Origin of the sequence: Desulfofundulus thermocisternus DSM 10259 (assembly GCF_000686645.1) — a bacterium.
Taxonomy (GTDB): domain Bacteria; phylum Bacillota; class Desulfotomaculia; order Desulfotomaculales; family Desulfovirgulaceae; genus Desulfofundulus; species Desulfofundulus australicus.
This window is the reverse complement of record NZ_JMLG01000008.1, coordinates 48,598-62,315: the sequence shown is the minus strand read 5'-3', so window position 1 is coordinate 62,315 and position 13,718 is coordinate 48,598. Positions and strand designations below refer to the sequence as shown.

General features: G+C 55.8%; 7 protein-coding genes. All 7 read right to left on the bottom strand.

Annotation, left to right across the window (positions count from 1 at the left end; translation table 11 throughout):
* Positions 1-44 precede the first annotated feature (44 nt).
* The 7 genes from BR83_RS15420 to BR83_RS0108350 all read right to left on the bottom strand — a co-directional run bounded on the left by BR83_RS15420 (position 45) and on the right by BR83_RS0108350 (position 13,713).
* A complete protein-coding gene (locus tag BR83_RS15420) occupies positions 45-668 on the bottom strand; it encodes an ECF transporter S component (protein WP_084327119.1) in 624 nt (207 codons plus the stop codon).
* The gene (locus BR83_RS0108375; protein ID WP_242839650.1) at positions 635-2,389 is read right to left on the bottom strand and encodes an ABC transporter ATP-binding protein; all 1,755 of its coding nucleotides are present in this window, start codon (positions 2,387-2,389) and stop codon (positions 635-637) included. Before BR83_RS0108375 ends, BR83_RS15420 begins: the two co-directional genes overlap by 34 nt.
* Positions 2,353-3,282 (bottom strand): energy-coupling factor transporter transmembrane component T, encoded by a 930-nt coding sequence (locus tag BR83_RS0108370; RefSeq protein WP_027356712.1) that lies wholly within the window; start codon positions 3,280-3,282, stop codon positions 2,353-2,355. The genes BR83_RS0108375 and BR83_RS0108370 overlap by 37 nt, the downstream gene beginning before the upstream one ends.
* A 12-nt stretch (positions 3,283-3,294) precedes the next feature.
* Positions 3,295-4,068, bottom strand: a complete 774-nt coding sequence (locus tag BR83_RS0108365; RefSeq protein WP_027356711.1) for a DUF4430 domain-containing protein — start codon at positions 4,066-4,068, stop codon at positions 3,295-3,297.
* A 149-nt stretch (positions 4,069-4,217) separates the two neighbouring features.
* Positions 4,218-7,049 carry an S-layer homology domain-containing protein gene (locus BR83_RS15415; RefSeq protein ID WP_034634785.1) on the bottom strand — a complete coding sequence of 944 codons (2,832 nt, stop codon included), beginning with the start codon at positions 7,047-7,049 and terminating at the stop codon, positions 4,218-4,220.
* Positions 7,050-7,167: 118 nt separating this feature from the next.
* On the bottom strand, positions 7,168-8,784 hold the full coding sequence (locus tag BR83_RS0108355; RefSeq protein ID WP_027356710.1) for an S-layer homology domain-containing protein: 1,617 nt from the start codon (positions 8,782-8,784) through the stop codon (positions 7,168-7,170).
* A 207-nt stretch (positions 8,785-8,991) separates the two neighbouring features.
* The gene (locus tag BR83_RS0108350) at positions 8,992-13,713 is read right to left on the bottom strand and encodes a cobaltochelatase subunit CobN (protein ID WP_027356709.1); all 4,722 of its coding nucleotides are present in this window, start codon (positions 13,711-13,713) and stop codon (positions 8,992-8,994) included.
* Between the last annotated feature and the right edge of the window lie 5 nt (positions 13,714-13,718).

Sequence of the window (13,718 nt, the reverse complement as noted above, 5' to 3'; positions counted from 1 at the left end):
TTAAGAGTCCTCCTCTTCTTTTGTTTTTTCATCACCTTTCCTTATCACCTTTCCAGATATTGTATGTCCATCTTCTTATGGAAATATTGCAGAATCTTCAAGGTCTGGTGCCCCAGGGCGGCACAGAAGAAAAGATTGCCGGCAGCCCGCAGGGAGTCGAAGCTAAAACCCGCCGCCCAGGTGAGAAAATAGGTCTGCCAGGTCAGGGGGCGCATAAATACGGTCCACTGCCAGACATCCATGATAGCCCCGTAAAGGTAGCCCCAGAGGAAACAGACTGCGGTCAGGGTTTTGTTTCCCGCCTGTGGGAACAGGGCTTTGACCACCGCTCCGGAAACACCCACCAGCCCCCAGCAGAGCATCTGCCAGGGCGTCCAGGATCCCTGCCCCATAAAGAAGTTGGAAATCAAAGGGGTCATAGCCCCGGCAAAGAAGCCGACCCGCGCACCATAGACAAATCCCGTTATCTCCACCAGAAACATGGTGGGCTGCAGAAATAAAAGACCCACTCCCGTCACCGCCCGGCCGGCCGCACAGAGGGCGGCCAGCACGGCAATAACCGATACCTGCCGGGAGTCCAGCGCTCCTTTTTTCTCCATGGCGGACAAAAGCAATAAAACGGCAAGAATGCCGGTCAATGTGGTGTACAGCCCCCAGCTCGTCCCCATATGGCCTTCTCTCCCGTACTTTTGATTAAGACGGCCGGTTTAGCGGCCAGAAGCGGCCCAAGCTGTTCCTGCGCTTCGGCAAAGGTGAGCACTCCATCGCAAATGCCCCGGCACAACTTGCTGATCTGCGGAGAATAAAATACAGATCTTCCCAACACCGCGTGCTTTTCCCCGTCGGCGACAATCCTTCCCGCAAATATCATCACCACTCTTCCGGCAAACTCGGCCGCAAACTCCACATCGTGGGTCACCACGATTACCGTTTTGCCCTTTGCGGCCTCCTCTTGCAGAAAATGTCCCAGTTCCGACTTTAAACCCAAATCAACCCCCCTGGTGGGTTCATCTAAAATGATCAAACCGGGGTCGGTAACCAGAACGGAAGCTAAAGCCACCCTCTGCCTTTCCCCGCTGCTCAGCTCCCGTGGATTTCGCCGGCGGTAGGGCTCCAGTTGCAGTCTGTGCAGGATTTCCTCCACCTGCCCCCGGTCTTTTAAGCCGAAATTACGCATGGTGAAAAGCAGCTCATCTTCCACCGTCTCCTGGAAGAGATAGTCGTTAGGGTTCTGGGATAAGTAGGCGGTAAACTTTCTGATCTCTTTAAAACCATTCCGGCCCACCTCTTTTCCCTGCACATAAACCCTGCCCCGGCCCGGCCTGAGCAAACCCACCATGATCTTGAGCAGGGTCGATTTACCGGCGCCGTTTTCTCCCAGGATGGCTACAAATTCCCCTTCTTTTATATCAAGACTGATATTTTTTAAAACCTCTTGACCGCCCGGATAACCAAACCATACATTTTTCAAGCTGATAATGCTATTTTTCTCATGCTCTTTTATATTAGAATTATGGTTACGGCGGGGAACATCTGGTTTCGTAACGGCTATATTTCCTTTTAGGTAAGACTTTAAGAGTTCCCGACCTTCCTTTACCGTAACGGGTACAACCGGCGAGTTGAGGCAGGCAAAAAACCTGGCCACAGGCGGCACAAAAGGAAGTCCCTTTCTGACTGCTTCCCGGGCTCCCTCGGCGGCACTACCGTGGCAGATAATTTCGCCCCCGGCCATGAGCAGCACCCGGTCTGCTAAATGAAAACATCTTTCCAGCCTCTGCTCAACCATGATCACCGTAAAGCCCATTTCTTCATTAAGCCTTTTCACCACATTCAGGATTTCTTCCGCCGAGACGGGGTCCAGTTGAGAGGTAGGTTCGTCAAGAATAAGCACACGGGGCTGCATGGCCAGCACGGAAGCCAGCGCCAGCTTCTGTTTCTGGCCGCCGGAGAGATTGGCTGTAAAGGCCTCCTGAACCGGGGATAGATTCATGAAACTGACCACTTCGGCAACCCGGCGCGACATTTCCTCCGGAGGTAGCCCCAGGTTTTCCAGGCCAAAGGCTATTTCCGCCTCCACACAGCTCTGTACAATTTGCTTTTCCGGATCCTGAAAGACCATGCCCACTTCCCGGGCCAGTTTGCGGCGGTCCAGCGTCCGGATCTCTCTACCCTTGAAGAAAACCTTGCCCCCGATACGCCCCCCGTAAAAGTCGGGGATCAGGCCCGCCAGCACCCTGGCCAGGGTGGACTTGCCCGAACCGGAACCGCCCGTAACAAGGAGAAACTCTCCTTCCCGGATTTCCAGGCTGATATTTTTCAGGGCGGGTTTTTCCGTTCCGGGATAGTAATAGGTCAGATTTTCGACTTTAAAAAGCGGCAATGCTTCCACCCCTTGCTCAGGATAAGCGGTACTGACAGGTAAAATAACACAATGAAAAGGACCGCCAGAGTCGCGCCGTCTTTAATAAGAAAGTCCGCCTCCGGGTAAAAGGTGTACCGGCCGTAGCCGTAACGCAACCCCCATACTGCCGCCGAGAGGGCCAGCAGGCTACCGCCGAGACAGAAGAGATCCCGGGGCCTGAGGATATTCCGGCTGTACACGGAACGCCTGCCGCTGCCAAAGGCCCTGGCCTGCATGGACTCGGCAATCTCCATCGCCCCTTCCAGGGAGGATAAAAGCAGCACGTTATATAAACCGGAGTATTTCTTTGCCCGCTGCCACAGGTTGCCCGTGTCAAAGTCGACGCCCCGCAGCTGCTGCACTTCCCTGATCCTCTGCAGGTCCCTGACCATGGTGGGAAACAGCCGCGTGGCCAGGGACATCACCAGGACTGATTTACCGGCCACTCTGGAAAAAAGATTCAAAATCTTATCCGGGTTGATCATCAGGTTATAAAGGCAAAAAATGCTGATGATGACCAGAAGCCTCAGGCTGGAAGCGGCGCCGAAATAGACTGCCTCCATGGATATGTCCAGCTTCCCCAGAAAGGGAACTGCAGGACCGTGCCAGATGATGGTTTTACCGGCCCGGATCACCAGGGGGTTGACCATCATCACCACCAGCATTAAAAAGACCCCTGCTTTTAAAAATCCCTCCCAGGCATCCAGGCCGTCCACTTCCCTGATCAGGAGGGCAAGCAGGAGAAAGAGCGCCAGCAGATAAAGGGGATGATCATAGATCAGGCTCAGGATGAGGAGCACCAGAAGATAAACCAGAACCGTGGCCGGGTGAAAGCTCTGCAGGAAAAGCCCCTTTTCCCGGTAAAAAAGCCTGTCAAACATCCCGGCACCCCTTTACTTTTTGCTCACCAGGTCTTCCCACCGGGGAGGTGGCTGGTCCATGCTCCTGCTGTACCACCAGATTACTTTGTCCCCCGTTTTTACCGGGTGCTTGCTGGCCATGTGCATGGGCACTTCGCCGTTTACCAAATACATCCACCCGGCCATGCCGCTGCAGGCCTGGCCACCTATGGAATCCACAAAATCGGGCCAGGCCGGTTTCATGGCGTAGGGAAGACCGGTGGCATCCAGGGCACCCAGGGCGGTGACCCCCCACCTGTTGTCCGTTTCAACAGTAACCTGCGCCGGTCTGAAAAGGAACTCATCATTTTTCCCGATGACGGCCACCCAGACCCTGCATCCGGCTTCCCTCTCCGGCGCAGCAGAAGAATTTTTAGCCGGCTCGCCAGAAGAAGCACTTTCATCCGGCCCGCCAGAAGCCATACTCTGCCGGGAAGTAGCGGTAGACTGCTTGCTCTGGCCGCCGCCCGCCGCCCCGGCTTTTTCTTTGGCCGCAGGTGACGGACTTGGTATCGATTCGCCGGAGGGCCGGGTTGTACTTATTCCGGCAGAAGGTTGACCGGAACCGGCGGCGGGCTGGCTCTGCGCAGGAGCATTTTCCTGTTCGGTCGCACTGTAGTTAGTTGTCTGGCCGCCGGTTACCTGGTTGCTATAAGCCTGCCGGTATTGCTGCTGGGAACTGAAAACTTTATGCATGTACAGGGCTGGTCCCAGCACACCGGCCAGAATCACCAGCAAACCAATAAGATAAATGAGTTTGCGCTTCATGGAATCACCCCATGGTAAATATTCAGTGAACCCGGTTGGATGCGGGAGCGGAACGGCACCCGCTCCCGCACAAGGGCGGCACGCGGCCGGCAGCATGTCCCCGGTCCGACCGGCTTACTCGCCCTCACTCCCATAGCCACATGGAAGTATCACTTCTTATCAGCAGCAGCCGGCTGTAACTTTTGCCACACCCGGTACAACACTACAGTAGCTTCTGCCCGGGTGGTATTGCCTGCAGGGATGAACCGGGCCAGCGCCCGGCCCCTCATGACCTGCTCCCATACCACCAGGGCCACAGAGTTTCGCGCCCAGGGAGAAATAGAGGCAGCATCTTCAAAGCCGGCCAGCATTCTGGCCGCATCGGCCTCACCAATACCCATATCCTGTCCTTCCCGGGCCATGAGCCGCGCCATCATGGCCGCCATTTGCTCCCGGGTGATGGGCTCATTGGGTGCAAAACTGTGTTCGCCGGTTCCCCGCACCAAGCCTGCTTTCGCCGCCGCACCCACCATGCCGCAGTACCAGGCGTCTTGCGGCACGTCATTGAAGAGCTTTGCCCCGTCCGGATCGGCCATCAGGCCGGCCATACGGGCCAGGATGGCGGCAAACTCGGCCCGGGTGACGGTAGCTTCCGGTGCAAATTTGTTTTCGCCGACACCGGTTACGAACCCTTTTGTGGCCATGAATTCGATCTCCTTCTGCGCCCAGTGCCCGGCAATGTCGGCAAAGGTTTTTAATTCGGGCGGGGCGGAGGTTTCCATCAAGGCGTACTTGCTGAAATGATCGGCTTTAAAAGTCAGGCCACCTGCCGCCGGGTCATAGGTTCCGCCCACTTCGTCCCAGGTCTTTTCACTTTCATCATAGCGGTATACCTTCACCCGGCCGCCCGCCGCCGCTTCCCTGGCTTCAGCGGGTACCGGCAGCAGCACCCGGCAGTCGGGAAGCTGTGCGATCTTCTGCGCCGTGCCGTTTTCCTGCACCGCCAGCACGTCCAGCTCATAGACATCGCCCACCAGTTTAAGTTCGCCGGCAACAGGCTTGACCAGTTCATGGGCTTCGGTACTGCTCAACTTTTGGGCCTTAACCTGCAACTGAGCCATACCGGCAGCCGTCAGTTCCGGCACTTTCAGGCTGTCCACCGAGAGTACAAACTGCACGCCCTGAACGGTCACGGCCAGCGGTTTATTGACACCGGTTATTTTAGCCAGCTGATCCACCGTCAGGGCCAGAACAGTTTGATTATCTTCTGCCTGCAGAACGACCCGGCCGGCAGAACCGGCATCCTCGATGGCCGCATTTAAGGTGGAATCGCTCACCGGAGCGGGTAGATTGCCCGTTTGAATATTCCCGGCAGAAACCTGCTTCATCAGGTCGTCCCATTTGAGGGGCTGCTGGTCCATGCTCTTGCTGTAATAGAAGATAATCCTGTCGCCCTCTTTAATGTTGTACTTTTCGGGACCATAGGAGGGAACCTGCCCGTTCACCGTATACATCCAGCCGGCCATGCCGCTGTTGGCCTGCCCGGCAATTTCATCCACCAGGACGCCCCAGGACCACGTGGAGGTATGGTAGGGAACGCCCGATGCATCCAGGGCGCCCAGGGCGGTGAGGCCCCATTGATTGTCTTTGGTCACCGTGACGTAAGAAGGGCCAAATAAAAGCTCGTTGTTCATTCCTACGACGGCCATTCCCACCGTCACCACCGTAACAGGAGCGTTGCCCCCGCCCGCAGCCTGCACAGTCAGGGCGGCCGAAGCCGTAAGCCCGTTGTATACGGCCTTCACCACCGTCTGGCCGGCCTTTATCGCTTTGACCAGACCATAAACACTGTCATCAACGCTGGCAATGCTGCTGTCGGCCACGGACCAGATGGCCCATTGAGTTACGTCAGACGACTGGCCGCAGGCGTCCTGCCAGACGGCCCGGAATTGTTGCTGGGCGCCTATATTCAAAGTGTTGGTTGAAGGGTCAAGGTAAAAACGCCAGACGGTAGGCTGTATGCCCAGTGAATTACAGGCACTGAGCACCCAGTTAGCATCCCAGGCGTTTCCACAACTACCCAGAGAACCGTCTTCGTTGATGACCGCGCTGCTCATCAGGTAGTCAACGGCAGTTTTCCCCTCACTGGTCTTCCACTCAGCCGGATCCCTTTCCAACTCTTTTAAGGTCAATACCACTTCCGCAGTGTCGAGGACCGGGTCGTCAAAACCATAATCGTCTTGAAAGCTGCCGTCGGCCTTTTGCCGATCCTGCATCCAGGCCAGGCCCTTGCTGATGGCGGCCTGAATATCAGCATCCTCTCCTCCCGGGTCCAGGTAGTAAAGTGCCCTCACCGCCTGGGCCGTGGCCATGAAGTCGGCAAAATAGTTTGTGTTGCCCTTGTCATCCGTCCAGCTCCCGCCCCAGGCACCGTATACCTCTGCGGGCACAGTAGACTGGGTAAGTTGATTGCTTAAAATGTAATCCCTGGTATAAGCAGCGTTTACAACGCTCAGCTTACCCGCCCGGCCCAGCAGGTCAAAGGCCGGCATATCACTGAAAGGGTTATTGTCAAAGCCGTTTTCCGTCTGCCGGTTTTTCAAAATATCCACAAGCCGGTTGGTCAGGTCCTCTCTCCCCAGCGCCTGCACGGCCAGAAGGTCCTGGGCCAGGATCTTGGCCGGAACATTATCTGGCTGTGAAATATCGTTATAAACAGCGTTTATAACCGCATCATTTAGATTTTCACCATTATACACCCAGGAACTGACATCAACACCGGCCTGTTTTAAGACATAAAGAGCATAGGAGCCGACCCCATACTCCGAATTATTGATTCCCTTCTGGATGTATTCATTGTACAGAAACTGCACGGCATTATTGGCCGCTGAGGCCGGCGTCCCACTGGCCCCGGCATTTACCGCCGGTGTCAGCAGGGTTACGGCCATGACTAAAATCAGTAACAAACTCAGCTTTTTAATCGTCCTTTTATGATTATACAACGTCCTGACCCCCTTACGATGTTTCTCACGCCGAGCCTTGTAAAATTCCAACATGGCAGCTTGTCCTCCGCAGGAACAAACGCCTTCTTTTGCCTTTCAGGGCCTTTTCGATACCCTCTTACAGCACATCAGCCAGGCGCAAAAGCATGGCGGCCGCCTCGGCCCTGGTGACCTTTTTTTCGGCCCGGAAGGTCCGGTCGGGATAACCGCCGGCAACCCCCTTGGCGTAAGCCACCCCCACGGCCTCTTTCGCCCAGGCCGGAATTTGATCCGCATCGGCGAAATCCAGCTCTTTCGGCGCCACCTCCCCGCATTTCTTTTCAATAATCCGGGCCATAACGGCGGCCAGTTCGGTCCGGCTTACCGGTTCCTCCCCTTTAAAGATAAGGGTGCCGTCCGGTTGCGGGTAGCCGGAAATGACCCCCTCCCTCAAGGCCACGGCCACGGCCTCATGGGCCCATTGCGGAATATACCGGCTATCTTTAAACTCCCGGTCGAGCATAAGCAGGTCTTGCCGGGAAACCGCCGCCGGCTTTAGCAGGCGCACTATCATGGAGGCTATTTCATAGCGGGTTACCTGCTCTTCGGGTTTAAAGGTGCCGTCTGGATAACCCGACGCAACCTGCATTTGAACCAGCCTGTTGATGGCCCCTTCCGCCCAGTGGCCTTTCAAATCCGTAAAACTGGCCACCATACCGGGTTGCGTTTGCCGGCCGGATTCCTCCTGCGGGCCGGGTTGTGGCTGTGTTGCCTGGTTCTTCGCCTTCCCTTCCAGCGCCAGACAGGCCCACAGCACCCAGGTGGCATCCATGGCATTCCCCGACGTGCCAAAGCTTCCATCGGCGTTCAGTGCCTTACTCATCAGATAATCAACAGCGCTCTTTCCTGTGCCGCTTTTCCAGGCCGCCGGGTCCATACCCAGGGTTTTTAAAGTTACAATTACTTCTGCAGTATCAATTACCGGATCGTCCATACCGGCCACAAAGCTGCCGTCTGCCTTCTGCTGCTTTTGTATCCAGGCCAGGCCGTTTTTTATGGCCTCCTGCACCTGGGGATCTTTCTTTTCCGGGTCCAGGTAGTGCAGCACCCTCACCGCCTGGGCCGTGGCCATGAAATCGGCGTAATATGCATTACCATCCAGTGACCCCCAGCTGCCGTACCGGGCATTTTGTTCCCCGACGTACTGTTTTTCCAGGACATAATTCCTGGCCAGGCCGGTGTTTATCTGGTCCGCCAACCCGGCTCTACAAAGAAGATCGAAGGCAGGCATGTTGCTGTAGATGCTTAACGGCCCGATGTCTTCAAATCCTTTGTCTGTCTGCCTGTTCTTCAAGACCTGCAGCAACCGGCCGGCCAGATCCTTTTCTCCCAGCGCCTGCATGGCCACCAGGTCCTGGGCAAGCTGCTTTGCCCGCACTTCACCTGCTTTATCCAGATCATCTCTGACCGCCTTCAGCACTGCCTCCCGGAAACTTACTCCCTGGCGTACCCAGGCACCGGCATCAACACCGGCCTGGCTTAGCACATAAAAGGCATACGAGCCCACACCCACCTCCGAGTTAATCAACCCGTTTTTTAAATAGTCATGATGCAGGAATTGCACTGCCTTATCCGCCAGGGGTGAAACTGCCGCTTCCACCCGGCCCGGTACCCCAAGCGGCACCAGCAGGCCGAGGAATAAACAGATCGTTGCAACCAGGGCTGTTAACCGCCCGGCAAAGTGATGGGTTTTCACTAAGAACTCCCTCCCCTGTTTTTCTAATTTATTTAAACCAACCGGCTAATTTTAAAAAGTAGCCCGGCCTGACTTAAGGCCGGATATATATTTACTCCTGAAAGGAGAATGGGTTAACGAAAGGGAAAACGAGCCAAACTGCAACACAGGTACCGGCCGCACCTTACCGTGCAGGGCAGCACGGTAAGGTGCGGGACCGGAGAGCAGTTATGCCCTTCCGGTAAAATAACCTTTGATAAAGAGGGCCAGCAGCCCTAAAGCGCCCAGGATGGCTACGAAGGAAACGGCCTTGCGGGCAGTTGCTGAAACCTGCGCTTTTTTCTCTACTTCCAGCTCATAGGCCCTGCCCCCGGGTTTCTGGGGTTGTTCAGCAGCCTTTTGCGGGGAAGCATCCCGGCTGGCCACCTGCTGGGGACCGGCTCCGGCTGCACCGGTATTTTGAGTCACCTGCTGCTCCTGTCTGGGCGGCGATCCCTCCGGCGCCCTTTCCCCTTCGCCCGCACCTGTTGATGCAGCCGGTGGAACCTGTGAGGTTTCTGGTTTTTGCTCTACAGACTGCTGTACGGGTTCCGGTTGAGTAACAGGCTGCTGCACAGGAGGTTCCTGTGTCTGAACCTGCTCCGCCGCCCGGCTGGAGCTCTGGTGCCTGGAACTGGGTGCCGAAACCTCGGTTTTAAGGTTCAGATCCCTTTTTGTAGCTTTGCTGAAGACCTCTTTGAACCTGTTCAGCACACTGCTGTCCAGGGTAGAATAACTGGCCACCCATTCATTTAACTTTATGTTGGCGCAAGTATGGTGACAGCAGACCACGCCATACTGGGCGGCTGTTTGCATGTAAATGTCGGCCAGTCTGGTCAACGTCTCCTGATCGGCCTGCCACATCTGCCGTCGTGCTGCCTCCAGGTTCCAGCCGATGATGGACTGCACTACAAAGGGATCCAGCTGGCTCCTTATTTTCTCGTCAAAGATAAAGGTCTCGGCTACCTGCTGCCAGGCCCAATCACCAATACCCTCCAGAGTGGCATCCACGAGGAACATGTTGGCAACGTGGTCGCCAATCTCCCGGGCCCCGGCGTAACCTTCCTTAAGCATCCCCTCGATCCATTTGGGGTTCAACAACCTGCTCCGCAATTCCGTACCCACAAACTCACTGAAAGTCTGCACCCGGGCACTGCCGGTACGGGTGTTGACGATATACGACTGCACTTTCTCGCCCGAGGCCGCTTCCGCCGCCAGTTTCAGCCCGCCCAGATACTGGGCCACGTCATCGTTGTCCAGCACGCCCCACAGGGAATCCCGCACCTGGGTAACCACATCCACGCTTTTCAGGATTTCCCGGAAAACATCCCGCGCCGGCACACCATAAGCAGTCTTGCCGTAAATGTAGGACATGCGGTTCATGTAAGTATCCACCAGGTCCTTCTGGTCCTCCCAGGCACTGGTAGCCTGGGCCAGCTCAGCGACGCCGGTGCCGTAGGTTCCCGGAGCGTCGCCAAAGATCCTGGCCAGCGCCAGAGCATCCGCATCCTGCTCCGGCAAGCCCTGCTCCTGCAGCTTGTCCCGCAGTGCCAGGTAAGTCCTGCGCACCAGGTTGCTTTCCGGGTCCTCGTTCAAAAGAGCCACCTTCCTGAAGGCCTCATCCAGCACACCCACCACATGGGAAAAGGTATCCCGGAATAATCCGGAGATGGTCACCAGCACGTTGATCCGCGGCCTTCCCAGTTCCTCCAGGGGGGTGACTTTCACCGTACTCACCCGGCCGCTTTTATCCCATACCGGCTCAGTACCGATTAACCGCAGGATCAGGGCCACAGTTTCTCCCTGGGTGCGCATGGTTTCGATGGCCCACAGCACCACCCCCACCGTTTCTGGATAACGCCCGTTTTCCGCGTAGAATCTTGCCACCAGCTGATCGGCCGCCTCTTTGCCCGTTTTCCAGGCTGCCGCATCGGGCACCATGCGCGGGTCAAAGGAAACCAGGTTCCTGCCCGTGGGCAGGGCATCGGGTACCCGCACCGGGTCCCGGCCCAGACCGGGTTCGATGAATTCACCTGAAAGAGCCCGGAGCAAATTAGTTATCTCGTTGCTGGTCAAGAGCAGGCGCTCTCTGATTTCCTCCCGGCTGCCCTCTCTGGCCGCATTATCGTAGGCCACAATGGAATCAACCATCAAATCCAGCATTTCTCCCTGGGGTGGCAGACCGAAGGTATGCAGGCCGTAGGGCATGAGCTCCGTTGCCAGCTCCTCCAGGTATTCGTGAAGAAGGGAAGCCACCCGGGAAAATTCAGTCGCCTGAAGATCAATGCCCAGATCCTGATCCAGGCTATTTGCCTTAACCTTTTCAATAATTTGTTCCTGCAGGCTGGCCGCCCTGGCTGTATTGCCCCCGCTTAAGGCATTCTGATATTCCACCACCAGCTGCTGCAATTCGGCCAGCTCACCGTAGAGCCCGGGCTGGATCATGGGCGGTATCAGGTGGTCGATGGTTACTGCATAACCCCGGCGCTTGGCCTGAGTTCCTTCACCGGGATTGTTCACGATGTAAGGGTAGATATCCGGCATGTTCCCGATCAAAACATCTGGCCAGTCATTTTCTCCCAGCCCCACACTCCGGCCGGGCAGCCATTCCAGCGTGCCGTGGGTACCCAGGTGAATTACCGCATCGGCACAGAACTCCTTCTGCAACCAGAGGTAAAAGGCTATATACTGGTGGGGGGGAGGCAAAGCTGGGGAATGGGCAATCTTGTCGGGATCATCCCCCCACCCCCGTACGGGCTGCGGGCCAAGGAAAATGTTACCCAGCGTGGCACCGGGAATAACCAGGTTGCCTTCGTAAACCATGATGTTACCCGGAGGTGGACCCCATTCCTTTTCCACCTGCGCCCGCAGTTCCCCGGGCAGGGTAGTGTACCATTCCAGGTATTTTTCCACGGGAAGGACTAAGGCTCCCGCCTGCACCAGTTCGGCCAGTTCTCCCGGCGCCCAGCTGCCGACATTTCTTCCTTGCTTACGAATTATTTCTTCTATTGCCTGGGGGCTGAGGTCGCCTTCCACCCGGTAACCATTGTCCCGCAATGCCTGCAAAATAACCGCTGCGCTGGCAATACTGTTTAAATAGGCGGCACCGATATCATCCTTACCAGCATGGTGGTTATAGTAAACAAGGGCTATTTTTTTGTCTGCATTGCTTTTCTGCCGCAGGTTAACCCAGGCCAGTGCCCGGCCTACCAGGCGGTCAATGCGGTCGGGAAGGGGTACTTTTTTGACTATGCGAGCCCCCGTACTTTCATCCACCCTTACCAGCGTACTGCCGCCCATGAATACCGGCTCAATGCGTCCGTCCAGTTCAGGATAGGCAATTTGCCAGGCCACCTCGCTGCTGATACCTGCCGGGTTGCTCTGCCAATCCTCTAAATCGCTGCTGTAAACCGGTGCCATAACCGGTACATTTAACTGCTTAAACAACTCGATACCGGCTTCCGGCTGGCCGTAAATGAAGTTAAATCCAATCCCGGCAATGAGAAAGTCCACCTGTCTTTTGCCGCCGGGCATAAAGAAGTCCTGAAAGGCCGTTTTGCGGCTGCTGCTGTCACTGAAAACCAAAAGCGCATTGACTCCCCTGGCTTCCAGTTCCCTCTGGACAGCCAGATACATGTCGATATCACCATTTTTAAAGAAGCTATCGTAGCTAATAATGCCGACCCACGGAGCGCCTTCTTTTAAATGTCCGCTGGCCTTGTACCAGGCGAGATAACCACCTGAAGTACCGAAAGTACCCGGCGGCAGTCCCGTACCGCCTCCACCGCCGGTAGGCAGGTATACGGCATCTTGCACGCTCTGGTATACCCGGTCCAGGTCAAACCCGGAAAGCTCCGGCCCCCAAAGGGCATCATATACCGCCCGGTAGACTGTAGCCCGAGCATCCCCCAGATAAGCGGCTGTAACCCGGTCATAAAGGGCATTATAAACAGTATCTACGGCCAATCCGGCCCCCTGACCGTCGCCCTGATATACCGCCTGGTAAACAGACTGGCGCACGGTATCATAAAGGGCCTGTAATCCCGTTTCTCCCTGCTCCGCCAGGTATACGGCCCCGGCTACAGTCTGGTAAAGATCCCGGGTATCCAGTGCGGGAGCATCCCCGTCCCGGTCGCACACGACCTGGTTTACCGCCAGCCGGGCCAGTGTCCAGTTCGTATTGTTATCCGGCTGATAGACGGAAGCGTAAACGCTGTCATAAACTGCCCGGTGAACTTCATTTAACGCCAGGCCCCGGGCTGTACCATCACCCGCCGCGTATATTGCATTGCACACCGTCTGGTAAAGCCCATCCACATTAAGAGTCAGTCCTTCAGCCTCAGGATGGTAGATGAACCGGACGGGCATTTTAACCGGATCTAACTGTTCCCCGGTTTTGACCTGCCCGTATGTAGAGGCCAGATACAATACCAGCCGCCTCATATTTTCCACGCCGCCATTTACAAAATATTTAGCCAGGAAAGTATTTTGACTTTCATCAATACGGGGGTAATCAGGAAAAGAACCGCTACGGGTGGAAAGTACCTCGCACTTTTCAGGCAGGTCCTGCAATAAAGGCCCAACTGTTTGAATGGTTGTAGCTCCAATCATTTCCATCAAGAATACATCTGCATCCTGCAACGATTGCATCAGCTGCTGGATTTTTTCTTCGCTCTTCAGGTCGTTGGAGCTAAATAACTTCAGCTCAACAGGATAGTTCTGCAGCTGGCCGTAAGCATCCACCAGGGGTACCAGAAACCCCTCACTGCCCAAAAGCATGACCACCTTAGTACGTGCATTTTCATTTGCTGCAGCCCCGGAAGCACTTATTAAGAAAACAATAATCAGGACTATCAGGCTCAGGGATAGCAAGGTCGGGTGTTTTTGCCATTTTGCTTTACCTGTGGGCATTGATC